The 24,713-nt window shown below is 69.8% G+C and carries 21 protein-coding genes and 3 pseudogenes; 11 read left to right on the forward strand and 13 right to left on the reverse strand.

The features are described from left to right. Window positions 1–1,344 (reverse strand): annotated as a pseudogene (locus M878_RS98850) (hypothetical protein); the annotation flags it as partial. 139 nt (window positions 1,345–1,483) lie between these two features. Continuing rightward, window positions 1,484–1,735: a helix-turn-helix domain-containing protein gene (locus M878_RS57785; protein WP_023545640.1), complete on the reverse strand. Its 252-nt coding sequence runs from the start codon at window positions 1,733–1,735 to the stop codon at window positions 1,484–1,486. 39 nt (window positions 1,736–1,774) lie between these two features. Between M878_RS57785 and M878_RS99595 the strand changes: the two are divergent. Both M878_RS99595 and M878_RS57790 read left to right on the forward strand, forming a co-directional pair. After that, window positions 1,775–2,333: pseudogene (locus M878_RS99595) on the forward strand (M24 family metallopeptidase); the annotation flags it as partial. Next, window positions 2,311–4,920, forward strand: coding sequence for an ATP-dependent Clp protease ATP-binding subunit (locus tag M878_RS57790; RefSeq protein ID WP_023545641.1), 2,610 nt, complete (start codon window positions 2,311–2,313; stop codon window positions 4,918–4,920). The pseudogene M878_RS99595 and the gene M878_RS57790, both read left to right, overlap by 23 nt. A 3-nt stretch (window positions 4,921–4,923) precedes the next feature. Here the strand turns inward: M878_RS57790 and ggt are convergent, their stop codons facing one another. Then, window positions 4,924–6,726 (reverse strand): gamma-glutamyltransferase, encoded by a 1,803-nt coding sequence (ggt, locus tag M878_RS57795; RefSeq protein ID WP_031224498.1) that lies wholly within the window; start codon window positions 6,724–6,726, stop codon window positions 4,924–4,926. 142 nt (window positions 6,727–6,868) lie between these two features. Between ggt and M878_RS57800 the strand changes: the two genes are divergently transcribed. Next, entirely contained in the window at window positions 6,869–7,618 is a 750-nt protein-coding gene (locus tag M878_RS57800; protein ID WP_031224500.1) for a hypothetical protein, read from the forward strand. A gap of 109 nt (window positions 7,619–7,727) precedes the next feature. Further along, window positions 7,728–9,296: a CocE/NonD family hydrolase gene (locus M878_RS57805; protein WP_023545644.1), complete on the forward strand. Its 1,569-nt coding sequence runs from the start codon at window positions 7,728–7,730 to the stop codon at window positions 9,294–9,296. 44 nt (window positions 9,297–9,340) lie between these two features. Here M878_RS57805 and M878_RS57810 read toward each other — a convergent pair whose 3' ends face one another. From M878_RS57810 to M878_RS57850, 9 genes are all read right to left on the reverse strand, one after another. Further along, window positions 9,341–10,219 (reverse strand): amino acid ABC transporter permease, encoded by an 879-nt coding sequence (locus tag M878_RS57810; protein WP_023545645.1) that lies wholly within the window; start codon window positions 10,217–10,219, stop codon window positions 9,341–9,343. After that, window positions 10,216–10,860, reverse strand: coding sequence for an amino acid ABC transporter permease (locus M878_RS57815; protein WP_023545646.1), 645 nt, complete (start codon window positions 10,858–10,860; stop codon window positions 10,216–10,218). Before M878_RS57815 ends, M878_RS57810 begins: the two co-directional genes overlap by 4 nt. Before the next feature lie 10 nt (window positions 10,861–10,870). Beyond that, a complete protein-coding gene (locus M878_RS57820) occupies window positions 10,871–11,782 on the reverse strand; it encodes a glutamate ABC transporter substrate-binding protein (protein WP_023545647.1) in 912 nt (303 codons plus the stop codon). A gap of 17 nt (window positions 11,783–11,799) precedes the next feature. Further along, a complete protein-coding gene (locus M878_RS57825; RefSeq protein WP_023545648.1) occupies window positions 11,800–12,543 on the reverse strand; it encodes an amino acid ABC transporter ATP-binding protein in 744 nt (247 codons plus the stop codon). Between the two features lie 147 nt (window positions 12,544–12,690). Continuing rightward, window positions 12,691–13,182: a DUF6278 family protein gene (locus M878_RS57830; RefSeq protein WP_023545649.1), complete on the reverse strand. Its 492-nt coding sequence runs from the start codon at window positions 13,180–13,182 to the stop codon at window positions 12,691–12,693. Between the two features lie 15 nt (window positions 13,183–13,197). Further along, window positions 13,198–13,977, reverse strand: a complete 780-nt coding sequence (locus tag M878_RS57835) for an exodeoxyribonuclease III (RefSeq protein WP_023545650.1) — start codon at window positions 13,975–13,977, stop codon at window positions 13,198–13,200. Between the two features lie 110 nt (window positions 13,978–14,087). Continuing rightward, entirely contained in the window at window positions 14,088–14,723 is a 636-nt protein-coding gene (locus M878_RS57840; RefSeq protein ID WP_023545651.1) for an MBL fold metallo-hydrolase, read from the reverse strand. 35 nt (window positions 14,724–14,758) lie between these two features. Then, on the reverse strand, window positions 14,759–16,048 hold the full coding sequence (gene pcaDC / locus M878_RS57845; protein WP_031224502.1) for a bifunctional 3-oxoadipate enol-lactonase/4-carboxymuconolactone decarboxylase PcaDC: 1,290 nt from the start codon (window positions 16,046–16,048) through the stop codon (window positions 14,759–14,761). Window positions 16,049–16,079: 31 nt separating this feature from the next. Continuing rightward, window positions 16,080–17,177, reverse strand: coding sequence for an IS110 family RNA-guided transposase (locus M878_RS57850; RefSeq protein WP_023545653.1), 1,098 nt, complete (start codon window positions 17,175–17,177; stop codon window positions 16,080–16,082). A 707-nt stretch (window positions 17,178–17,884) separates the two neighbouring features. Here M878_RS57850 and M878_RS97385 point away from each other — a divergent pair. Next, entirely contained in the window at window positions 17,885–18,127 is a 243-nt protein-coding gene (locus M878_RS97385) for a hypothetical protein (RefSeq protein ID WP_158692660.1), read from the forward strand. A gap of 675 nt (window positions 18,128–18,802) precedes the next feature. After that, on the forward strand, window positions 18,803–19,708 hold the full coding sequence (locus M878_RS57860; protein WP_031224503.1) for a DUF6454 family protein: 906 nt from the start codon (window positions 18,803–18,805) through the stop codon (window positions 19,706–19,708). Between the two features lie 18 nt (window positions 19,709–19,726). Here the strand turns inward: M878_RS57860 and M878_RS57865 are convergent, their stop codons facing one another. Beyond that, on the reverse strand, window positions 19,727–20,314 hold the full coding sequence (locus M878_RS57865; RefSeq protein WP_078630218.1) for a class I SAM-dependent methyltransferase: 588 nt from the start codon (window positions 20,312–20,314) through the stop codon (window positions 19,727–19,729). A gap of 290 nt (window positions 20,315–20,604) precedes the next feature. Here M878_RS57865 and M878_RS57870 point away from each other — a divergent pair, with 290 nt between their 5' ends. The 5 genes and pseudogenes from M878_RS57870 to M878_RS57890 all read left to right on the forward strand — a co-directional run bounded on the left by M878_RS57870 (window position 20,605) and on the right by M878_RS57890 (window position 24,599). After that, the gene (locus M878_RS57870) at window positions 20,605–20,889 is read left to right on the forward strand and encodes a hypothetical protein (protein ID WP_031224504.1); all 285 of its coding nucleotides are present in this window, start codon (window positions 20,605–20,607) and stop codon (window positions 20,887–20,889) included. Further along, window positions 20,882–21,935, forward strand: a pseudogene (locus M878_RS57875) (polyprenyl synthetase family protein). The gene M878_RS57870 and the pseudogene M878_RS57875 overlap by 8 nt, the downstream one beginning before the upstream one ends. Window positions 21,936–22,026: 91 nt before the next feature. Next, on the forward strand, window positions 22,027–23,169 hold the full coding sequence (locus tag M878_RS57880) for an oxygenase MpaB family protein (protein WP_023545659.1): 1,143 nt from the start codon (window positions 22,027–22,029) through the stop codon (window positions 23,167–23,169). A 404-nt stretch (window positions 23,170–23,573) separates the two neighbouring features. After that, window positions 23,574–24,005, forward strand: a complete 432-nt coding sequence (locus tag M878_RS57885) for a hypothetical protein (RefSeq protein ID WP_023545660.1) — start codon at window positions 23,574–23,576, stop codon at window positions 24,003–24,005. Window positions 24,006–24,377: 372 nt separating this feature from the next. Beyond that, a complete protein-coding gene (locus M878_RS57890) occupies window positions 24,378–24,599 on the forward strand; it encodes a TfoX/Sxy family protein (RefSeq protein ID WP_023545661.1) in 222 nt (73 codons plus the stop codon). The last annotated feature ends 114 nt before the right edge of the window (window positions 24,600–24,713 follow it).

Below are 24,713 nucleotides of genomic sequence, written 5' to 3' on the forward strand. Positions count from 1 at the left end.
GGCCCCGGCGAACCGGGCCCCACGCGGGGTACGGCGCCCGGGCATGTCCGGGGTGTCCGGCAGGGCGGCCTGCGGCACGACGACAGCCTCGGCACCGCCCTCCGCCATCCCGGCGAACCGCGCACTCCCACGCCGACGCTTGCGGGGCTTGACGGGGTCGGCGGGCGGAGGCGACTCGGGGGCTGGGGCTGCCGCGGGGGGTGCGGCCGCTCGGGGGGTACGGGGTGTGGAGGGGGCGGCTTCGGGAGCGGGGGTTAGGGGATACGGGACTGGAGGGGGCGTGGCGGCATACGGGACCTCAGTGGGGCTGTCGGCATCCCGCGACCGGGCAGACGCGCCCGCACGCGGGCCCCCAGCGGGACCGACACCATGCGGGGCCGCAGCGGAGCCATCAACATACGGCCGCCCGACGGATGTCACGCCCTGCGGGACCGGAGCGGACGAGCCGGATCGCCGAGCGCCAGCGGGCCCATCGAGATCCGGAGCGCGACCAGACACGGCGGCACGCGGGGCCCGAGCCGAGCCATCGCCATACGGGACCCCAGTGGGGCTGTCGGCATCCCGGGACCGGGCAGACGCGCCCACACGCGAGCCCCCAGCGGGACCGACACCATGCGGGGCGCGACCAGACACGGCGGCACGCGGGGCCCGAGCAGAGTCGGCATAGGGGGCCGGGGAGGGCGTCACCGCGTGTGGGTTCTCGGCGGGGGCGGCGATGGCGTCGGGCAGGGAGGGGCGGCCCGGGGTGGGGCGGCTTGTGGTGGGGGCGGGCGTGCGGAAGGGCTCGGCGGCCTGGCGAGCGGTATCGGGGGCGGGGGCGGTAGGCCAGGGTTCCTCCCGGCGCTCCAGTTCCGCCAAGCGGCCACGGAGTTCCGCGCAGCGTGCGGTGGCGCGTGTGTGGTCGTCCTGGGCCCAGGCGAGGTCGAGGCGGAGGGAATCGGCGCCTTCAGGGGAGGCGGGAGCGGAGAGCAGGCGGATCAGTTCGGCCTGGCGCTCCACCGCGTAGCGCTGTTCGCGGAGCATCGCGTCGAGGCGGTCGACCAGGACGTCCCGCGCGCCGGGCCGGGCGTCGTACGCGATGAGCGCGGCCCGGTGCAGCGCGCGGGCGCGTTCCCGCTCGGCCGTGGCGGCCGCGGGGCCGTACACACCCGCGAGATCCTCCAGCAGCGCCTCCACCACGTCCCACGGCGGCACCTCGCGCCCGTCCAGGCAGGCCCGCATGCCGTCGGGGTCGCGCTGCCAGAAGACCCCGCTCCAGCCTCCGCCCTGGTCCAGGCGTGCCAGCAGACCGTCCAGATAGCTCGCGAACTCCCGTACCCCACCGGGGAGTTGATCCAAGGCCATCGCTCAGCTCCCACCCGGCCGCCGGCACTCTCGCCCGCCCAGGCAACACCAGCCGTGTTACGGCTCTGCTACAGAGAGTTTTCCGGCAGTGCGCGGACAGCTCAGCGCGGGACCCCGGCCGCTGCGCGGACCCGGCGCCTCATACGGCCACGAGCGAACACCGCGTGACCAGCTCGTCCATCGACAGCCCGAGGGCCCCGGCCAGCGCGGCCACGGTGAAGAACGCGGGTGTCGGCGCCCGGCCGGTCTCGATCTTACGCAGCGTCTCGGCGGAGATGCCCGCCTGCGCGGCGACCTCGACCATGCTCCGGCCACCGCGCGCCTTGCGCAGCAACTGCCCGAGCCGCTGGCCGCGTTCGCGTTCTTCGGGGGTGAGAGGGGTGCGCACCATGCCAGTCATTTTAATACCACCCCTCACTCACACTGCCCATTAAAATACCGGTATAGTTATTGTCGCGGCCGTAGCCCCGCAGTCACCTGCGCCTCCGTGAACGACGCCATCGTGCACGGCACCCCCTCCGGGTACCGGCTCACGGTGGGCCGAGCCCGCCCGGCGGACCCGCGCCTGATCGAGACGGCCGAGCGGGCGCCGGCGGCCGGCATCGCGGCCGTCGCCGGCAACCGTATCGGCGACATCGCCCACGCCGTCGGCCGGTCTGCCGTACGGCCTGCCGCGGCATCCCGCACGGCTTCGGCGGCCACGGCGTGTGCCGCCACATGCAGAGGACCCCGAGGTCCCGAACGAGGGCCGCCCCGGCCGAGGACTTCCGCTCCGTCCCGGCATGGTCCTAGCCATCGAGCCCATGTCGATCACGGAGACTGGTCCAAGGGTTCCTACCGAGCGGCGACAGACCGGCCAGCCCCATGGGGCGAACATGCCCACCCCACCGGATCGTGTCATCGTGGGCATGAACAGCCCCCACCCGGTTACCCGGCGGAGCCAGTCGTCAGCGAAGGAATCTCGCCATGACCAACGGCTACCCTCCTGACCCCTTCGGTGAATTCCTGGGGCGCTTTTTCGGCGGAACCGGCGGAGCCACGGGCGGAGCCCCTCGCCATATCGACATCGGCCGCCTGCTCAGCCAGCCGGCCCGGGAGCTGGTCAGAGGGGCCGCCCAGTACGCCGCCGAGCACGGCAGCCGGGACCTGGACACCCAGCATCTGCTGCGCGCTGCCGTGGCGGCCGAGCCCACCCGGAGCCTGCTGAGCCGGGCCGGCGCGGATCCGGACTCGCTCGCGACGGAGATCGACGGCCGCGCCGGCCCGGTCCAGCACCCGCCAGGCGAGGCGCCGCCGCCCACCTCGCTGTCGCTGACGCCCGCCGTCAAGCGCGCCCTGCTGGACGCGCACGACCTGGCGCGGGCGAGCGGCGCCGGGTACATCGGCCCGGAACACGTGCTGAGCGCGCTGGCCGCCAACCCGGACTCGGCGGCCGGGCACATCTTGCACGCGGCCCGTTTCCCGGCCGGCGCCCTGCCGTCCGAGACCCCGGAGGGCACACCGGTCCCGGTCCGCGTGGTGGAGCGGCAGCGCGCCACCGGCACACCCACACTGGACAAGTACGGCCGCGATCTGACCGACCTGGCCCGGCAGGACCGGATCGACCCGGTCATCGGCCGGGACAGCGAGATCGAGCAGACCATCGAAGTCCTGTCCCGGCGCGGGAAGAACAATCCCGTTCTCATCGGCGACGCGGGCGTCGGCAAGACGGCCATCGTCGAGGGCCTCGCCCAGCGCATCGCGGACGGAGAGGTCCCGGACGTCCTGGCGGGCCGCCGGGTCGTCGCCCTGGACCTGACCGGTGTCGTCGCCGGCACCCGCTACCGGGGCGACTTCGAGGAGCGCCTGAACAACATCGTGGAGGAGATCCGCGCCCACTCGGACAAGCTGATCGTGTTCATCGACGAGCTGCACACCGTCGTGGGCGCGGGTTCCGGCGGCGAGGGCGGCGCGATGGACGCCGGCAACATCCTCAAGCCCGCCCTCGCCAGGGGCGAGCTGCACATCGTGGGCGCGACCACGCTGGAGGAGTTCCGCCGGATCGAGAAGGACGCGGCGCTGGCCCGCCGGTTCCAGCCGATCCTGGTGCCCGAGCCGACGACCGAGGACACCGTCGAGATCCTGCGCGGGCTGCGCGACCGCTACGAGGCCCACCACCAGGTCCGCTACACCGACGAGGCGCTCGTCGCGGCCGTGGAGCTGTCCGACCGGTATCTCACCGACCGGCGGCTGCCGGACAAGGCCATCGACCTGATCGACCAGGCGGGCGCCCGGGTACGGCTCGGCGCGCGGACCAAGGGCACGGACGTACGCGCGATGGAGCGTGAGACCGAGCAACTGGTCCGGGACAAGGACCAGGCGGTCGCGGCCGAGGACTACGACAAGGCCAAGGAGCTGCGCGACCGGATCGGCGAGCTGAAGCAGCGGATCGCCGAGGCGAGCGGCGACGAGAAGGCCGACGAGGGGCTGGACCTGGAGGTGACCGGGGAGGCCATCGCCGAGGTGGTGTCCCGGCAGACCGGCATCCCGGTCAGCCGGCTCACCCAGGAGGAGAAGGAACGGCTGCTCGATCTGGAGCACCATCTGCACCAGCGGGTGGTCGGCCAGCAGGAGGCCGTCGCCGTGGTCTCCGAAGCCGTACTGCGCTCCCGCGCGGGGCTCGCGAGCCCGAACCGGCCGATCGGCAGCTTCCTCTTCCTCGGCCCGACCGGCGTCGGCAAGACCGAACTGGCCCGGGCGCTCGCCGAGGCGCTGTTCGGCAGCGAGGACCGCATGGTCCGTCTCGACATGAGCGAGTACCAGGAGCGGCACACCGTCTCCCGGCTGGTCGGCGCCCCGCCCGGATACGTCGGCCACGAGGAGGCGGGCCAGCTCACCGAGGTGGTGCGCCGGCACCCGTACTCGCTGCTCCTGCTCGACGAGGTGGAGAAGGCGCACCCGGACGTCTTCAACATCCTGCTGCAGGTCCTGGACGACGGCCGGCTGACCGACTCCCAGGGCCGGACGGTGGACTTCACCAACACGGTCATCGTGATGACCAGCAACCTCGGCTCGGAGGCGATCACCCGGCGCGGTGCCGGGATCGGGTTCGGGCCGGGTGGCGCGGAGGCGGACGAGGAGGCGCGGCGCGAGCGGATCCTCCGGCCGCTGCGCGAGCACTTCCGGCCGGAGTTCCTCAACCGCATCGATGAGATCGTGGCCTTCCGGCAGCTGACGAGCGAGCAACTGCGGCAGATCACCGGCCTGTTGCTGGAGGGCACCCGGCGGCTGCTGGACGGGCAGGGCGTCTCGGTGGAGTTCACGGACGCGGCCGTCGACTGGCTGGCCGAGCGCGGCTATCAGCCGGAGTACGGCGCCCGGCCGCTGCGCCGCACCATTCAGCGGGAGGTCGACAACCAGCTGTCGAGGCGCCTGCTGAACGGATCGATCTCCGAGGGCGGCCGGGTGACGGTGGACGTCCGGGACGGACGGCTGGACTTCCACACGGACGCCCCGGCGCAGGGCGCCCGTGCACAGGAGGCCCCGGCACAGGACGCCCGCGCGCAGGAGTCCCAGCCGCCCGCGCCCGAACAGTGAAGGTTACGGCTCCGGGTCCACCACCATCGCCGAGCCGCCCCCGCGCCGTACCTTCTCTGCGGCTGCCAGCCACTTCCCGCCCGGCAGCCGTTGCACGCCGGTCGCCGCGCCGATCTCGGGGTTGAGCGAGAAGGAGTGCCCGATGGCCTCCAGCTGTTTCCTCAGGTCGCTGTTGTAGAGGGCGGGTTCGAGTTCGGTCTTGGCCGCGTTGCGCTGGCTCGCGCGCGGCGCGGCGATGGCGTCGACCAGCGGCAGATGCCGGTCCAGGAACTCGGTGAGGGTCTGCAGCACGGTGGTGATGATCGTGGCCCCGCCGGGCGAACCGAGCGCCACGACCGGCCGGTTGTGCCGGTCCAGCACGATCGTCGGGGAGATCGAGGAGCGGGGCCGCTTGCCCGGGCCGGGCAGGTTCGGGTCGTGCACGGCCGGGTTGGCCGGGGTGAAGGAGAAGTCGGTCAGCTCGTTGTTGAGCAGGAAGCCCCGGCCGGGCACGGTGATGGCGCTGCCGCCGGTCTGCTCGATGGTGAGCGTGTAGGAGACGACGTTGCCCCACTTGTCGGCCACGGTCAGATGCGTGGTGTTGTCGCCCTCGTACGTGGTCGGGGCCGTCGTACCGCCCTTGCCGCAGGCTGCCGGGTGGCGCGGGTCGCCAGGGGCGAGCGGGCTGGTGAGGACCGCGTCGTCCTTGATCAGGCAGGCGCGCGAGTCGGCGTACCGCTGCGACAGCAGCTGCCTGGTCGGTACGTCCTCGAAGGCGGGGTCGCCGACCCAGCGCCCTCGGTCGGCAAAGGCGATCCGGCTGGCCTCGATGAAATGGTGCAGATACTGGACCTCGCTCGCCTTCGAAAGGTCGGTCTTCTCCAGGATGTTGAGCGCCTCCCCGACCGTGGTGCCGCCGGAGGAGGAGGGGGCGATGGAGTACACGTTCAGGCCCCGGTACGACGTCCTGGTGGGCGCCTGGAACTTGGCCCGGTAGACGGCGAGGTCTTTCTCGGCCAGCTTGCCGGGGCGGGCTCTCCAGCCGGACGCGGGGTCCACGGGCGGGTGTTCGACGGTCTTGACGATGGCGTCGCCGATGTCCCCGCGGTAGACGGCATCGGTGCCCTCTCGGGCCAACTCCTCATAGGTGCGGGCCAGTTCGGGGTTCTTGAAGGTGGAGCCCACGACGGGCAGCTGCCCGTTCGGCAGGAACAGCTTCGCGGTGTCCGGGAAGTAGCGGAACCGGGTTTCGTTGGACGCGGTCTGCGAGCGGAAGGTGTCGTCCACGGTGAAGCCGTCGCGGGCGATCCGCTCGGCGGGCTTGAGGACCGTGCCGAGCCGTTCGCTGCCCCATGCGTCCAGCGCGGTCTGCCAGGTGGCGGGCGTACCCGGGGTGCCCACGCTCAGGCCGCTGCTGACGGCGTCGGCGAAGGCGAGCGGCTTGCCGTTCTCCACGAACAGGTCGGAGTCGGCGCTGAGCGGCGCCGTCTCACGGCCGTCGATGGTGTGCACCGTGCGGGACTTGGCGTCGTAGTAGACGAAGTAGCCGCCTCCGCCGATGCCGGAGGAGTAGGGCTCGGTGACGCCGAGCGCGGCGGCGGTGGCGACGGCCGCGTCGACCGCGTTGCCGCCGTGCCGGAGGACCTCGATGCCGGCGGCGGAGGCGTCGGCGTCGACGCTGGCGACCGCGCCGCCGTAGCCCACCGCCACGGGAACCTTGGTGACCTTCTCGCTCGTTGTAGCGGCGGGTGGCGCCGCCGCCCCCACCGACACCATGGCGGCCGAGACCGCCAGAACGGCCAGTTTCCGCATGCCAGGACGATCCATCCGAACCTCCCGTCGGGACAGTCCGCGCAGCGTAACCAGAGCATCGTCATACCGACAGTACGCCTCGGTGTCCCGCCACACGAACGTCACACGTCGAACACCGGTACGTAGCCGTCGTCCGGGCCCGCTAGCATGCGCGGCCATGAACGACGACGTGCGCAACATCGTCCTGGGCCTGGTGGCGACGGGAATCTCGGCCTCGCTCGGCTGGCTCGCCCGTACGTATCTGTGGCGCCGCAAGCTGCGGCGCAAGCAGGCGTTCTTCGGACTGCCGGACCACTCCGAGTCGATGCTCGTGGTCAACCGCGCGGCAGGCGGCCCGGAGCTGTCGGTGAAGCGCTACGACGTGTTCGCCCTGCTGGAACTCTCCGCCCTGATCAAGGACTGCCACGCGCGCGCCCAGGTCGTGGCGCACGACGCGACCCAGCAGGGCTTCGGCGAGCGGACGGAGTTCTGCGTCGGCGGGCCCTACTCGAACCGCCGGACGGCGGCCCACCTCTCCTCAATGCTGCCGGGCGTGTGGGTCAACACGGACACCGAACCGGTGGCGGAGCGGGGCACGTTCCGGATCGGCGGGGAGCACTACCGCATGGAACGCGGCCGGAGCGAATACGTCCTGCTCGCCCGGCTCACCGCCGACGAACAGGAGGACTCCCGCCCGGTGTTCCTCTTCTGCGGTCAGCGGGCCGTCGACAACCAGGCCGCGACCCGCTATCTCGCCCGCCACCACGAACGGCTGCACCGCAAGTACGGCACCGGTTCCTTCGTCCTGCTGCTGAAGGTGGTCAACTCGCAGGCGTACGGCCCGGATGTGGTCGAGCTGGTGGCGGACGTGACACGGGCGGCGCGGGCGCCGCTTCCGGAGACGGCCTCCGCCGACACGGCCGCTTAGCGGTTCAACAATCTTTACCGGTACGTAACTTACCCACGGGTTACTTGCGGTAAGGGGCCACGGTTACCGTCGGGTCACTTTGCACTGTTGACGAGTGAAGGAGTGACCCATGGGACATGGTCGCGCCCCTCTGCGCACCGCAGCCGCCGGAGCCGTCTCGGCGGCGCTGATCGCCGGTACCGTCGTCGGTCTGGCGCCCGCCGCCCAGGCCGCCGTCCCGTCCGTCCGTTTCGTCGACATCACCGGCGACGGCGGCACCGTACTGAAGGCGAACGTCGTCACACCCGCCGGCGCGGACGGCTCGCACCACTACCCGCTCATCGTGCTGCCCACGAGCTGGTCCCTTCCCCAGGTGGAGTATCTGGCGCAGGCGCAGAAGCTCGCCGACGACGGCTATGTGGTGCTCACCTACAACGTGCGCGGTTTCTGGCAGTCCGGCGGCCAGATAGAAGTGGCCGGTCCGCCGGACATAGCGGACGCCTCCAAGGTCATCGACTGGGCCCTCGCGCACACTCCGGCCGATCCGGCGCACGTCGGCATGGCGGGGGTGTCGTACGGCGCCGGGATCAGTCTGCTCGCCGCCGCGCACGACAAGCGGATCAAGGCCGTGGCGGCGCTCAGCGGCTGGGCGGACCTGGTCGCCTCGATCTACTCGGGCCGCACCCAGCACGTCCAGGCGCTCGGCGTGCTGGACGGCGCGGCCACCCTCACCGGCCGGGAGAGCCCCGAACTGCGGGAGATCTTCGACAACCTGTACTCGTCGAACCTGTCCAAGGAACAGGAGATGATCGACTGGGGGCGGAAACGTTCCGCCGCGACCTATGTCGACCAGTTGAACAAGAACGGCGCGGCCGTCATGCTCGCCAACGCCTGGGGCGACACCATCTTCCCGGCGAACCAGTACGCCGACTTCTACCAGAAGCTCAAGGTGCCCAAGCGCCTGGAGCTGCGCCCCGGAGACCACGCCACCGCCGAGCTGACCGGCCTGTTCGGGCTGCCCAACGACGTCTGGACGGACACCGAGCGCTGGTTCGACCACTATCTGAGGGGCGCCGGCAACGGCATCGACCGCGAGCAGCCGGTCCAGCTGGAGTCCCGTAGCGCGGGGGGATACGAGGGCTACCCGGACTGGAAGTCGGTCGGCGCCGCGCGCCGGAAGATCGCGCTCGCCGACTCCACCACCATCCACGCAGGCGTCGACTCCGGCGCGGACGGCGGGATCGTCTTCCTGTCCAGCATCCTCGACCAGATCGCCCAGCTGCCGCCCATGGCCTCCATCCCGCTGCTGCCGCGCCGCTGGGCGGCCGTATGGCAGTCGGAGCGGTACGACACCGCCCAGCAGGTGCGCGGCACGGCCACCCTGCACACCACCCTCACCCCGACCGCCGAGAGCGGCACCCTCGTCGCCTATCTCTACGACGTCGGGCCTCTCGGCCTCGGCAAGCTGGTCACCCACGCCCCGTACACCTGGCACGGGCGGACGCCCGGCGAGCCGTTCGACGTCGACCTGGACCTGTTCTCCACGGCCTACGACGTTCCCGCCGGGCACCGCCTCGCCGTCGTGGTCGACACGGTCGACCCGCTGTACATCGAGCACAACCCGTCCGGCGCGCAGCTGACCTTCTCCTCGCCCTCGGACGACCCGTCGTACGTGTCCGTCCCCGTGCGCGAGCAGTGATCTCCGGCTGCCGCCGGACGAGCCTGGCCCGAAAACTGCCGCCCCTAGGGTTTCGGGGCCATGGGCGGCTCTCCACCCGGCAGCAGTGCCCCAGGCCCGGCCGTGGCGACTGTCACGGCCTCGGTCTTGGGGCTGCGCTGCTCACGGCGGGACACCCAGCCGGCGAACCACGAGAGCAGCATGCACATCCCGATGTAGATCGGCGAGATCACCATCACCACAGGGATGAACGGCAAATCGTAGTCGAGGTTGGAGGCGATGAGCTTCCCGGCATGGAGGAACTCCTCGTAGGTGATGAGGTAGCCGAGGGAGGTGTCCTTCAGGGCGACCACCAACTGGCTGATGATGGCGGGCAGCATGGCGCGTACCGCCTGTGGGACGAGGACGTGCGCCATGACCTGCGTCTTGCGCATACCGAGCGCGAACGCGGCCTCGCGCTGGCCGCGTTCGACGGCGTTCACCCCGGAGCGGAAGACCTCGGCGAGCACCGAGCCGTTGTAGAGGGTGAGTCCGGCGACCAGCGCGGGCAGTGGCTGGACCTTCAGCGCCACGAAGATGAAGAAGATCATCACCAGCACGGGCATGGCACGGAAGAACTCCACGACGAGCGTGGCCGGCCAGCGCACGGTCCGGTGGTCCGACAGCCGGCCGACGGCCAGCACTCCGCCCAGGGCCAGGGAGAGCACGGCGGCGATACCGAAGGCCTTGAGCGTGTTGCCGAGGCCGCGCAGCAGCAGTTCCTGGATGCCCTTGTACTCGAACGGCATCCACTTGGTGTAAGTGAACTGCTCGGTGTCGAAGAGGAGATACAGCACCCAGGCGATCAGGCCGAGGAGGACGGCGACTGCGAGGACGCCGTAGCGGCGGTGCCGCTGCCGGGTGCGGGGTCCGGGAACGTCGTAGAGGGCGGTGGTGTCGGTCATCGGGCGATTCCCGAGGTGCGCTCCAGCACATGGAACAGCGCGCTGATGGCGAGCGTGATGACCAGGTAGCCGAGGGCGATCCAGACGAAGGTCCAGACGATGTTGTAGCCGAGTTCGTTGAGGGTCTTGTAGGTGCCGAGCAGTTCGGTGACGCTGAACGCGCCCGCGATGGCGGAGTTCTTGGCGAGCGCGATGAGGGTGGAGCCGATCGGCGGGATCACCGAGCGGAAGGCCTGCGGCAGGACGACCAGGCTCAGCGTCTGGCCGAAGGTCATGCCGAGGCTGCGGGCCGCCTCGCCCTGCCCCTTGGGCACGGTGTTGATGCCGGAGCGCAGCGCCTCGCAGATGAACGCCGAGGTGTAGCAGCCCAGGGCGAGGACCGCGAACACCTTGAAGGGCAGCACGAGTCCGAACCTCGGCAGTCCGAGCAGCACCGCGAAGAAGAGCAGGGTGAGCGGGGTGTTGCGCAGCACGGTGACCCACACCGTGCCGAAGACGCGCAGCGAGCCGATGGGCGCGACCCGGAAGGACGCCGTCACGAAGCCCAGGACGAGGGCCAACAGGGAGGAGTAGACGGTCAGTTCGACCGTGCCGAGGAAACCTTCCCGGTAGGCGGTGAAGTTGTCTGTCAGTACGTTCATGCCGTCCTCGTCAGCTCGCCGGATAGCGGTCGATCGCGGGCGGGTTCGGGGCGGGCACGCCGGACAGGCCGAGCGTGGCCTCGTACGCCGTCTTCCAGTCGCCGTTCTTCTCCCGGGCCTCCAGGGCGTCGTCGAGGGCGAACCGCAGGGCGCTGTCGGCGTGCGGGACGCCGATGCCGTACGGCTCCTTGGAGAAGGGTCTGCCGACGACCTTGAGTTCGCCGGGGGCCTTGGCCGCATAACCGATGAGGATGGCGTCGTCGGTGGTGACTGCGTCGACCTGGTAGGTGAGGAGGTTGTCGACGCAGACGGAGTAGGTGTCGTAGGCGACCGGGATCGCCTTCGGGTAGTCGGCCGTGATGCGCTGGTACGGCGTCGAACCGGCCGCCGAGCAGACGCGTTTACCGTCGAGGTCCCGGGGGCCGTGGATGTCGTTCTCGTCCTTGCGGACCAGCAGGGACTGGCCGGCCAGGTAGTAGGGGCCGGCGAAGCCGACGAGCTTCTTGCGGTTGGCGTTGATGGTGTAGGTGCCGACGTAGTAGTCGATCTGGCCGTTCTGCAGGGCGGTCTCGCGGTTGGCGGAGGCGATGGTGCGGAAGCGGAGCGTCCGCGGCGGGAAGCCGAGGGAGGCGGACATCATCTTGGCGATCTCGATGTCGAAGCCGGAGTAAGTGCCGGTCGCCGGGTCCTTCTCGCCGAGGTAGGGCTGGTCCTCCTTGGCGCCGACGACGAAGTAGCCGCGCCGCTTCGCCCGCTGCCAGGTGTCGGACGCGGGCAGGCGGTAGCCCTGGGCCACCTGGTAGTGCGGGAGCTTGTCGGCCGCCGGGCCCTTGCCCGGCGGGCTGCCCTCCTTGCCGCAGGCGCCGGCGAGCAGCGCGAGGAGGGAGCAGAGGGCGAGGGGCACACGGGTGGTACGGAACATGGGTCGCACTCCCCCGCTCAGTGCTTGAGGATCTTGGAGAGGAAGTCCTTGGCGCGCTCGCTGCGCGGGTGAGCGAAGAACTCCTCCGGGGCGCGGTCCTCGACGATCCGGCCGTCGGCCATGAAGACGACCCGGTTGGCGGAGGCGCGGGCGAAGCCCATCTCGTGGGTGACGACGACCATGGTCATGCCGTCGCGGGCGAGCTGCCGCATGACCTCCAGCACCTCGTTGATCATCTCCGGGTCGAGGGCGGAGGTGGGTTCGTCGAAGAGCATCGCCTTGGGTTCCATGGCGAGGGCGCGGGCGATGGCCACTCTCTGCTGCTGGCCGCCGGACAGCTGGGCGGGGTACTTTCCGGCGTGCGTGAGGAGGCCGACCCGTTCGAGGAGTTCCCGGGACCGGCGGTCGGCCTCGTCCTTCCCGCGTCTTCGTACCTTGACCTGGGCGAGGGAGACGTTCTGCAGGACCGTCTTGTGGGCGAAGAGGTTGAAGGACTGGAAGACCATGCCGACCTCGGCGCGCAGCCGGGCGAGGGCCCTTCCCTCCTCGGGCAGCGGCTGCCCGTCGAGCGTGATGGTGCCGGACTGGATGGTCTCCAGCCGGTTGATCGTCCTGCACAGGGTGGACTTGCCTGACCCCGACGGGCCGACGACCACGACCACCTCTGCCTTGCCGACGGTGAGGTCGATGTCCCTGAGGACGTGCAGCTCTCCGTAGTACTTGTTGACGCCCTGCAGCTCGATCAACGGATCGACGGCCATACGCAGCCCCACTCACTCTCAGCTGTGTCGTGGTTGCCGCAAACTATCCAGACGGTTGCGGAGTTGAGGGACGACACGCACTTTTCGGGCATAAGCCGTATTTACGCCCACGGGGGGCTGGGCAAGGAGTCAGGGCAGGGGGGCTGCTCAGTTCTCGGCGATCTCCGCGTACAGCTGGGACAGCTCGGGGACACCGCTGGCGGCCCAGTCCCGCCCGGCTCCCGCGACCTCCATCTCACGGCCGGAGGCCAGTCGTACGACAGGCTCGCCGTCGGGGCGGATCAGCCAGGCGGCGCCGGGCACCGTGCGCACCACGACCGTGCCCAGGTACAGCCCCGCGTCGTTTCCCAGCCAGGGCAGGGTCTCGGCGTCGTCGCGCCAGCGCGGGACCAGCTGGTCCAGGGCCTCCAGGGAGGCCGGGGTGTCGTCGAGGCGGACACCCTCCTGAGCCGCCTGCGAACGGAGCAGTTCACACTCGGAGAGCAGCGCGGCGACGCCCTCGGGGTCGGAGGGGAGCTCCCCCGCGCTCGCCTGCTCCCCGGCTCTCGGCTTCCCCCGAGCGGGAGGGGCCCCCGCCTCGGGGGCGCCCCCGTCGTCGCCGTTCTTCTTGTGCCGGTGGCCCAGGAACGGAAGGTTCATGGACCCAGCGTGGCATCAGACGTCGAGGTCGACCACCACCGGAGCGTGATCGGAGGCACCCTTGCCCTTGCGCTCCTCGCGGTCGACGTAGGCGTCCTTGACGGCCTTCGCGAACGGTTCGTTGCCGTACACCAGGTCGATGCGCATGCCGCGGTTCTTCGGGAAGCACAGCTGGCGGTAGTCCCAGTAGGTGAACGGATGGTCGTACTTCAGGGGGCGGGGCACCACGTCGTCCAGGCCCGCCTCGCGAAGAGAGGCCAGGGCGGCGCGCTCGGCGGGGGTGACATGGGTGGAGCCCTCGAAGGCGGCCATGTCATAGACGTCGTCGTCCGTCGGCGCCACGTTGTAGTCGCCCATCACGGCGAACGGGCGGCTGCCGGAGGCGTCACCGGCGACGGCCGCCTTCAGGGCCTCGAACCACTGGAGCTTGTACGCGTAGTGCGGGTGCTCCACCTCGCGGCCGTTCGGCACGTACACCGACCAGACGCGGACCGGGCCGCAGGTCGCCGAGAGGGCGCGCGGCTCGGTCACGCCGTCGAAACCGGGGTCGCCGGGCAGGCCCTTGACGACGTCCTCGATGCCGACCCGGGAGAGCACCGCCACGCCGTTCCACCGGCCGGTCGCGTGGACCGCCGACTCATATCCCAGCTCGCGCAGCTGGTCGGACGGGAACTGGTCCTCAGCGACCTTGGCCTCCTGCAGGCAGAGCACATCGGTGCCGCTGCTCTCCAGCCAGGCCAGCAGTCTCGGAAGGCGGGCGGTGATCGAGTTCACGTTCCAGGTAGCGATGCGCATGCCTCACAACCTACCCGGAGGGTGTGACAACCGGTCCCGGCCCGGAGTACGGGGACCGGTGTCCCGGCCCGGGAGTTCGGCGACCGGTTCCGGGCTCACACCTTGCGGGCTCACACCTCGGTGGAGGCTCCCGGGGTCAGCCGCTGGTGGTCCGTGCCGCCGAGGGCGCCGATCTGGCGGTCGTAGATCGGGCGGGCGAGGTCGGTGAGCAGGGCGTCGTGGACGTCGTAGGCGCGCTGCGGCTTCACCTCCCGGACGTAGTCGATGACCTCGGAGATCTTGTTCCACGGGGCCATCACCGGGAGCATCAGCGTCTCCACCGGCTGGTCGGGGACGGTGAGGGCGTCGCCGGGGTGGAAGACCCGGCCGCCGTCGATCAGATAGCCGACGTTGGTGATACGCGGGATGTCCGGGTGGATCACCGCGTGCAGCTCGCCGTGGACCTGCACGTCGAAGCCGGCCGCGGTGAAGGTGTCGCCGTGGCCGACGGTGTGCACCCGGCCCGGGAAGGCCGCCGTGATCCGGTCGGCGACGGACCTCAGCGTCCAGATCCGGGCCACCGGGTTGTTCTCCATGGCGGCCCGGAGCCGGAACTCGTCGAAGTGGTCCGGGTGCTCGTGCGTGATCAGGATGGCGTCCGCGCCGAGCGCGGCGTCCTCCTCGCTGAACCCTCCGGGGTCGATGACGAGGGTCTGCCCGTTCTTCTCCAGGCGGACGCAGGCGTGGGACTTCTTCGTGAGCTTCATGTCACACCATCCTGCCGCGCGCGGCGGCGCGCCGCTCACTCGGAGGGGGTGGTCTCCTCCCGGATGACCTGCCGGGCCACCCGGAACGCGCTGCGTGCGGCCGGCACCCCGCAGTACACGGCCGCCTGCAGCAGCACTTCCTTGATCTCGTCCGGGGTGAGCCCGTTGCGCAGGGCGGCCCGGGTATGCAGGGCCAGCTCCTCCAGATGGCCGCCCGCGACCAGCGCGGTCAGCGTGATGCAGCTGCGGGTACGGCGGTCCAGGCCCGGCCGGTCCCATATCTCGCCCCAGGCGTAGCGGGTGACGAGCTCCTGGAAGTCCCCGGAGAATCCGTCGGACTGCGCCAGCTCCCCGTCCACGTACGCGTCGCCCAGCACCTCCCGGCGGATCTTGAGCCCGCTCTCGTACCGGTCGGGCCGCACGGCCGGCTGCGCGGGTACGGCGACCGGGGCTATCTCGGCGCGAGGCACGGGCGGCGGCGCCACCGCGGGGACCGGCGGGGCCGACGCCGTCGGCAGGACCGTCTGACCGGTGTCGTAGGGCTGCTGCCAGGCGGTGGAGAAGTGGTGCACCAGCAGGTCGGTGACGGCCGCCGGCTGCTCGACCGGGACCAGGTGGGAGGCGCCGGGGACGACCGCGAGCCGCGCGTCCGGTATGCCCGCGACCAGGGTGCGGGCCTCGGCGGGCCCGGTGACCTGGTCGTCGGAGCCGACGAGCACGAGCGTCGGCGCGCCGACCCGGCCCAGCTCGGGCCGTACGTCGAATGCGGCGAGCGCCTCACAGGCGGCGATGTAGCAGCCGGGGTCGGTGGTGCGGACCATCTGCACCGCCCACTCGGTGATCGCCGGCTGGGCCGCGGCGAACCCCCCGGTGAACCAGCGGTCCGGCGCGGTCCGGGCGATCGGGTCGAGGCCGTTGGTGCGGACGATGACCCCGCGCTGCCGGAACTCGTCGGCGGTCCCGAACCGGGGCGAGGTGGCGACCAGCGCCAGCGAGGCGAGCCGCTCGGGGTGGCGCAGGGCCAGCTCGATGCCGATCGCACCGCCCAGCGCGCAGCCCGCGTAGCCAAACCGCTGCACGCCCAGCGAGTCCAGTGTGGCCAGCAGCCGGGTGGTCAGTTCGGCGACGGAACCGGCCGGGTGGGCGGGGGCGCCGCCGTGGCCGGGCAGGTCGAACCGGAAGACCCGCCAGTGCTTGGTCAGCTCCGGGACCTGGCGGTCCCACATGTGCCATGTGGTACCCAGTGAGGGACCCAAGATCAGGACCGGAGCGTCTTCTGGCCCGTCAAAGCGGTATTGCAGGGTGTTCGGTGGTGTCTCACTCACGCCCCAGACCCTCTCACGTCTCACGATGCCCCTATAACAGGGGGACGCTGGATACCGTCCTGACCAGGTTGAAGACCTCTCGGGCGGCATATCGCTTGAGGCATCGGATGATCTCGCGTCGGGTCTTGCCATCCTGGGTGCGGCGCTCGTAGTACGCCCGGGTGCGCGGGTCATGGCGCAGCCGAGTGAACACGATGCGGTGTAGGGCGGCGTTCGCCTGCCGGTCGCCGCCGTGGTTGAGCCGTCGCGTGATTCGCCGCCCAGAGGAGTACTCGATTGGACTGACTCCGCAAAGGGCTGCAAAGGACGCCTCGGTGTTCAGTCGCTCGGGGTTGTCTCCCGTGGTGATCAGGAGAGTGACAGCGCTGTCCGGGCCGATGCCCACCGGTACGAGCAGCTGCGGGGCGTGGTGTTCGACGAGCCGGGTCAGGCGTTGGTTCAGCTCATTGATCTGCGCGGTGAGCTGTTCGATGCGCTCGGCGAGCATGCGTAGCGTCAGGTGGGTGGCCTGGGCCACCGCGTTCTCGTCTCCCTCGCTGTCGAGTGGGCTGAGGCGCGCGCAGGTGCGGAACAGCTCGGCGTTGCCGAGGCTGGACAGTCGTTCCCGCAGGGCGGGGTCGGCGATGACCAGGACGGCTTTGAGCTGGTTGATCGCCTGGGTACGGGCCTTGACCGCGGAGTCCTTGGCGAGTTTGTAGATCCGGGCGCTGTGCACGGGGCCGTCGCCGGACTTGGCCTGAGCCCGGGTGCGTCCGCTGGGCACGGCTCGCGCGGCGGCCTGAGCGTCGAGCGGGTCCGACTTCCCGAGCAGCCGGCGAGCCGTCCGGTCGGGCCGGTTCACTTCGAAGACCTGAATTTGCTGGGCCAACAGGTAGCGGGACAGGCCCGCGCCGAAGGTGCCGGTGCCCTCCACGCCGGCCCGGCGCACCGTCCCCCGCTTGCGGGCCCAGACAAGAAGCTGCCGATAACCGGTCGCCGTCGCCGGAAAGGACTCGGTTCCCAGGACCTTGCCGAGCGGGGAGATCACGGCGGCGACATGCACCTCGCCGTGCGTGTCCACGCCCAGGACGACCTCGCGCCGAACGGGCGGATCCGTGCTCGAGGAGGTGCTGCGCTGTCGGGTCGTCATGATGGTCCGCCTCCCACGAGGTGACATGCTGAGTGGACGGCACCGGCCCGCTCGGGCGGTCTGAACCGTGATGGCGCCTGAAACTCGGCAAGGCCCCTATTGAGACACGCCCTGTGGCTCGGTACCAGCAGGCGCCCTCCCGCAACGACAGTCGACAAGCCAGTGACTGGACACTTCGGTCATAGATCTCATGAGTCAGACCCCAGTCCGGGACGGCACTCCGCAACAGTCCCACTGGTCCCGGCACAACGGCCTGACACGACCGCAGCCGGATAGCTTCGTCCGAACCGTCGCTCAACATGGCCTGGACGGACTGACAACGAGTCGAAATTAGTCCACTCGTGACCCGCATCGAAGGACAGCCGTGTGGCCCGCCGTACCGGCCGTCCTTCGTCGGCCATGGCACGAACGGCCCGAGGAACGCTCGACAGGGCTGACCCAGCGCTGCGAAGGACGCCTACTTCACCGGCATCACCCACTGGATCCGCGGCAACCTCGACTGGAGCCGCACCGCGAGCCGCTACAGCGCCGGGCCAAACGCCACGGACCTCCGAACCTTCGGCGAATGAGGGCCCGAACGCCTTCCGGGCTCTTGCCTTCGAGTAATGGGGTTTCGCGCTAGCTTTCGGGCGTGGCACATGACGAGGCAAGGCAGATGGACGTGGCATCGTCCCGGGGATCCGCCGGCGCCGCCGCTGCATGTACGAGTGGACGACGAGGTCGCCATCACCCTGTACGGATCAGCTGCCTACGGGTGGACGCCGGTCGAGGTGGTCACAGGGCCCTTGACGCTGGTCGCGGCGGAAGCGACAGACGGAACCGTAAGGGTCACGGTCAGGGCGGTCGGTGCGGGCGAGGCGGAGCTGCGGTCGACGTCGTTTTTCCGCGGTGATCGGTTCGGGCCGCAGACGCGGCTGTGGCGGCTGCTGGTCCGCGTCGAGCCGTCGTAGGCGTACAGCCGTAACGGGACCACAGTGAGCGTCAGTTGCCAGGCCCTGGAGGGTGGACCGTGTGGGTCGGGGGTGTAGGTGTCGGCCGAGCTGAGTATGGCGGTGCCCGGGGAGCCGGCGCGTGCGGCGGCGGACCGGGTGCCGTCGGGTGCGGTGCGGTCGTCAAGCACGGTGACCGCATCCTGGTTCGAGCTCCTCACCTGATCGAGCGGCTGGACCTCGCCCGTCAAGCCAGACACCGAGCCCTCGAACACCTTCACCGAGGACCATCGCGTCGGCGCCGAGCCACCTGTCGGTCGTCGCCACAGGGAAGTTCGCGGGGAATCCCTATGCCGTAACAAGGGATCCCCTCCGAAAGCGGGTGTCGCAGGTTCGAATCCTGCCGGGGGCACAATACATTACTGCTCTGACCTGGGGCTTCTCCCCCAGGGAGGGGTCTAATCGGCCTCGGACATCTCATCCGGGGCGGTTTGCGTGAGCGGACGGACAGTTGATCTCCCGGACATCGCCCGACGGATCAGCATCGTCCGGCATGGACTCCGGGCGGGGCTTCTCCGTACCGCCGGGCTCAGGCTTCACTTCAGGTGCGTTCTCGGAGGCGGCGCGGGCGCGGTAAACGCGGCCGAATGTGATCGCGGCCCCGTTACACGCCTGGGAAGGGGTCGTTGAGGAGTCATGAGCGATCCATACGACTCTCGTATTGCCATCACTGGGCGCGACGACTCGAACGAGGCCGTTGTGACAGCCGTACGACAGCTCTCCCGCAGCACGGTGTGGACGCTGCAGGGCAAGGTGCCGTTCGACTTCGCCGCCCACCACCCCCAGGGCATCACCCGCGGTCACGACCATCGACTCTACGTGTCGACTGCGGAGATCGTCGAAGCAACAAGGCCGTACGACAGGCCCGTGGACGGCTACGACCGCACGCCTGGTCGTGGCGTCGGGCATGTGTTCGTCACGGACAGCGAGGGCGCGGCGCTGGGGCACGTCACGGTGGGCGAGGACACGGTCTACCACCCCGGCGGCATCGACTTCGACGGTGAATCCCTCTGGGTCCCGACCGCGGAGTACCGGCCCGACTCCCGTTCCATCGTCTACCGCGTGGACCCCGACACTCTGGCCGTTACCGAGGCGTTCCGCTTCGACGACCACATCGGGGGCATCGTCCGCGACCGCGAGACCGGCCTGCTGCATGCCGTGACGTGGGGATCCCGGCGGCTGCTCACCTTCACCACCGAAGGGCGGCTCGTCCACCGGGTCGACAACAAGAGCCACTTCGTCGACTACCAGACCTGCGTCACGGCCGGCGGCGGCCACATGGTGTGCACCGGCATCGCCGAGTACCCGCTGGCGGGTACCGGCGTCTTCAGTCTCGGCGGTATCGCTGTCGTCGACACCGAGTCGGGCCGGATCGAGCACGAGGCTCCGGTGACCACCCTGTCTCCTGCCGGCCGCGTCGTCACTTACAACGCGGTCCATCTGGAGATCGACGGGAGCACCCTGCGGATGTTCGCCGCACCGGACGACGGCGAAGCGGCGGGTGGCTCCCATCTGCTCACGCTTGAGACACCACTTGCCTGACCCGTCGGGCCTCGCTGGTCAGGCGCGTACCGCCAGGAAGTAGCGCCCGCGGTACATCAGTTCACCGTCCAGTTCCATGCTCAGGCTTTCGGGGGTGAAGCGGCGCCGGAAGATCGGGTAGGTGGTCCCGTCGACGGTCCGCAGCTCCGTCTGCTCCTCGTGCAGGTCGCCGTCACTGCGCAGGTCGATCACGATCAGCTCGCGGGCCGTACGCCGCGCTTCGGCGAGGAAGACGGCCCGCTCAGGCGGTCTGAGCAGCCCGTAGAAGTTGCCCGTGACGATGCGGTCCAGGCCGCCTGTGGCAAAGGGCAGCGGCGGAAACAGTGCCCGCACCAGCCGGGCCCGCGGCACCCGGGCGCGCGTCAACTCCAGCATCTCCGCGCTCTGGTCCAGGGCGACGATGTCGCCGCGCAGGAACTGGGTCCACACGCCCGTTCCGCAGGCGACATCCGCCGCCCTCCCCTCCGGCAGGGTATTGAGCAGCTTCCCGATCTCCGCCGTCTCCCGGTCCAGCCCGGCGTTCACCACCTCGTCCCCGCGATAGCTGGTCTCGTCGTAGACCGGGGCGCGATGCCGGTAGTACTGCTCCCGCACTAAGTCACGCATGGCGCGAGAGCTACCCCCGAGTGAACACAGCGCAAACCGCGAGCCGTTACCCCAGGATTGGAATCAGCCGACTCCGCTGGTCCGTGCGCGGGCAACCTGTGGCACCGGGGAAGGCCCGCCGACCGCTGGAGCTGTCTGACCTGCGGCCGGGCTCAGATCGCAAACCCGTTCATGTGATCACTCGATGCGGTAATGCGGGCAAAGCGGAGTGATCGCGCAGTCATCCTGTGATCAGCAGCGCCGCGAGCCGGCGTGTGCCGCATCCGACCGACAACACAGGGGGAATCGGTATGACATCTGCTCCGCATAGCGGCCGGGGTCTGGAAGAGCAGGCGGTGCTACTCGTCGCGGGTCTGGCGGACTTGGCGGTGAGCGCCGTAGGCTCGGCCGCCGGAACCGTGCAGCAACTGCTGCGCCGGTCTGACGGGCCCGAACTCGCACGGGATGCGCAGCAGGACCTGATGGCCCGCGGCCGTATCGCCCTGGATCGCGCCGCATCTGCTCCCCCGGCCCACCTGGAGGTGCTGGCCCAGAACGCCGTAGCCCGGCAGTCGGCGTCCGGCAGCGATGTCTGACCGCTGGGATCCGGCCGGATTCAAAGACCGTATCGACGCCCTTCTGGCCGACTTCCTGGCAGGCGAAGCCGAACAGCTTCTCGCGATCGACGACGCTCTGGAGCCGGTCGCCGATCAGTTGCAGGCGGCCGCGCGGCACGGCAAGCGGCTGAGGGCGGCTTTCTGCTACTGGGGGTGGCGTGCGGCCGGCCAGCCGGACAACGATGCCCTGATGCGTGCGGCTGCCTCCATGGAGCTCGTCCATGCCGCGGCGATCGTCCACGACGACATCATCGACGGCAGCCCACTGCGTCATCACCTACCCACCGTTCACATCGCCCTGCAGGCCCCCCCTCGCCGGGCGTCCGCAGGCACGCGCCGCCGCCCGGTCGCTGGCCATGCTGGTCGGGGACCACCTGATGGCGCTGGCCGGGCAGCTGTTCGCCACCAGCGGCCTGCCCGCCGCCTACCTGGCCAGGGCCCGGCCGATGTGGGCGGAACTCGCGCGGGAACTGATCGCGGGCGAATGCCTGGAGATCCTGACCACGGGCGCCCACCCGGACCCGGACGTGTCGATGAAAGTCGTGCGATACAAGACGGCCAAGTACACCGTCGAGCAGCCCCTGCTCATCGGTGCCCTGCTCGCGGGCGCCTCCCCGCAACTGCGGGCCACCTTGTCCGCGTACGGGCTTCCGCTGGGGGAGGCATTCCAGCTGCGCGACGACCTGCTGGGCCTGTTCGGCGAACCGGAGCGCACGGGCAAGGCCGGCCTGGACGACATCCGCGGCCGCCGACCCACCGCCCTGCTGGCCAAGACCTGGCAGGCCGCCCTTCCCGCACAGCGTGAGCAGCTTGCCGGCGTGCTGGGACGCCGTGACCTCAACGAGAAGCACCTTCGGGACGTACGCGAGCTGATGGTCACGCTCAAGGCCCCGGAACAAGTGGAAAACATGATCGCCTCCCGGGTGCAGGAAGCCGTCGGTCACCTGGGCGGGCTCGACACGTCTCAGCAAGCGCGGCGGGCCCTGACCGCCCTCGCCCACTCCGCCACCGACCGCCGCAACTGACCCGCTCCGCGAAACGGCCACCGCACACCACCGCACGCCACCGTGCAGCCTGTCGAGAAGGACTGCTGACACGACCTACACCGAAGCCTCGATGAACGCCCTGCGCCAGTCGGGCGACGAACTCGCCGACGCCGTCGTGGCCACACTGTTCGAGCGGGGGGAGGTCGGCAAGTTCAACACCCTGATGCGCTACGTCTCCACCGCCGGCTCACCCCTGCCCGACGGACTGCCCGAGGTCGCCCGCGAGTACCTCCGGACCACCAGCGTGCCCCCGTCCTGGGTGGACTGGGGCGAGATGGAGAAGGCCCGGCTGTTCTTCATCGACAACAACGTGCACATCTCCACCGCTCTGTCCTTCGCCTCCATGCCCGCCTGCTACGTCGTGCCGCACGTCGCGAAGCTGCTGTCCGCCACGCACGGGCTGAACTACCCGTCCAAACGGATGGCAGAGACCGGCCAGTTCACCGTCTACCTGATGCAGCCCGACGCCTTTGAAGCAGGCAGCCGCTTCATCCCCGCCGCGCAGAAGGTCCGCCTCCTGCACGCCTCCATCCGCCACCACCTCAAGCGCGAGAACCGCTGGGACACCGAGGCCATGGGGACGCCGATCTGCCAGGAGGACATGATCGGCGGGCAGATGTTGTTCTCCCTCCTCGTCCTGGACAGCCTGCACCGGCTCGGAATCCACATGTCCACCGAAGGCGCCGAAGCGTACTTCTACGCATGGCGCGTGGTCGGCGCCATCCTCGGGGTCGACCAGGACGCCGTACCCAAAACCCTGGAAGAGGCCCGGCAGTTCCTCGACCTGTACATGATCCGCCACATGGGCCCTTCGGAAGAGGGCGCCCATCTGACCCGACAGCTGATCGACCTCTACGAGGAGGTCGTCCCCGGCACCTTCTTCGACCCCATCGTCTCCGCCCTCCTCCGCTATCTCGTCGGCGACACCTGCGCCGACTGGCTCCAAGTCCCCCGCACCGCCTGGGACACCGTGGTCAAGATCGTGCCCAGCCTGCTCGGCGTACTGGAGACCATCGAGGACAGCTCACCGCTGGGCGCCTGGGCCCTGGACCGCCTCGGCCACCTCACCACCGTCTTCGAGCTGTCCTCCCTCACCCGCGGCCGCGTCATGCACTACGCCATCCCCGAACAGTTGAAGAAGGACTTCGGTGTCAGCGGCACCGTGCCCCGCACCCACCGCTGGACTCCTCCCGCACCCACCGTCGCATGCTGACGGCGCCGCTGCAGAAGGCAAGCACACGACCAGCCGACCCCGCACCGGAGAGGCGCCCCGGCCAGAACGCAGCCAGCACACATGAGGCCGGGAACCTCGTGAACATGTGAGAACTACGGAGGTGGTTTCCCGGGCCAGTCACCCCTAAGCGGCTTTCGCATAGGTCTCAACCCCAAAGAGGTGCTCAGTTGGTCTCGGGCTCCGCTTTGGGGGGCCGTGTTCTCGGAGGCGGCGCGGGCACGCGGACGATCTTCTGTCAGGAATTATCGCATGAATAGGAAGTAGCACCATTACAGGTATTTCCCGCCAAATGATGCGCTTCGCCGTCCTGTCAGTTGCGCGGCGGCTACGGTGATCACCGGTCATCGCACCACTTCATAACCGCTGCCCCGAAGGAGCGCTGAGTGCGCCGTAAACCCCGTATCGCTGGCCTGGTCGCTGCAGCTGTCGCTGTCCTGGCCGTGCCGCTCGTAGCCTCGCCCGCGCAGGCCGACACCGTCCGGGCGAAGCCGTATTACGAATCCGGCAATTACGCCGTGCAGTTCCTCGGTACCGTCAGCTCCGACGGCGCCGGCAAGTACCGGATCCAAGGTACGCTCTACGCCACCTGCCCGAGCAGTATTGTTCCCCCCGAAGTCACACTGGGCTACGGCGCGAACAGCGGCGGATGGCACTACGAGACCTTCGCCTGTAACGGCGACAAGATCCCCGCGACCATCGACATCACCGGTGACCGGCCCAGCGGGGACAAGGTCGATCTGATCGTCGGCGCCGCCGGAGGAATCCTGCACACGTGGGGGTACGGCAAGAAGGTCATCGTCGACCCCGGCGTCTGATCTCCGGCCGTACGAAGCCCCCGCTGGAGCACCTTCCGGCGGGGGCCTTCCGCATGGAGGTGCCGACGGCGCTGGTTGTTGCAGCCCTTCCCCTGACAGGTGTGCCTCGGGCGTCCCTCCTGGGGTGTGGGGACCCAACGAATTACTGCTCTGGCCTGGGATTTATCGCCCAGTGCGGGGTCCTAGTCGGTCGGACGTCTCGTCCGGGGCCGTTTGCGTGAGCGGTGCGTGAATGGACGGGGAGTTGTCTCCCTGCCATCGTCCGACGGATCAGCATCATCCGGTACGGACTCCGGACCGGGCTTCTCGGCGTCATCGGGCTCCGGCTCCGCTTCAAGAGCGGGTGCCGGGGTGCGCGGTTAGCGTGGCGGCATGGCATACGACGAAGTGCTGGCGGAGCGGATCAAGGAACGGCTTGAGCCCTCGGGGGTGACCGCGAAGAAGATGTTCGGCGGGATCACCTTCCTTCTTCAGGGCAATGCGCTGGCCAATCTGTACGACGAGGGTCTGATGGTGCGGGTCGGGCCTGACGGGATGGACGAGGCGCTGTCCCGTCCCGGCACCAAGCAGCTGGTGTTCCGCGGCAAGGAGTAGAAGGGCTGGGTGGTCCTGGCGGAGGAGACCCTCGACGACGACGTGCTGGACGACTGGCTGAAGTGGGCCGTGGACGTCACAGCGGAACTCCCGCCCAAGTGATCCGACCCGCCA

This window comes from Streptomyces roseochromogenus subsp. oscitans DS 12.976 (assembly GCF_000497445.1).
Taxonomy (GTDB): domain Bacteria; phylum Actinomycetota; class Actinomycetes; order Streptomycetales; family Streptomycetaceae; genus Streptomyces; species Streptomyces oscitans.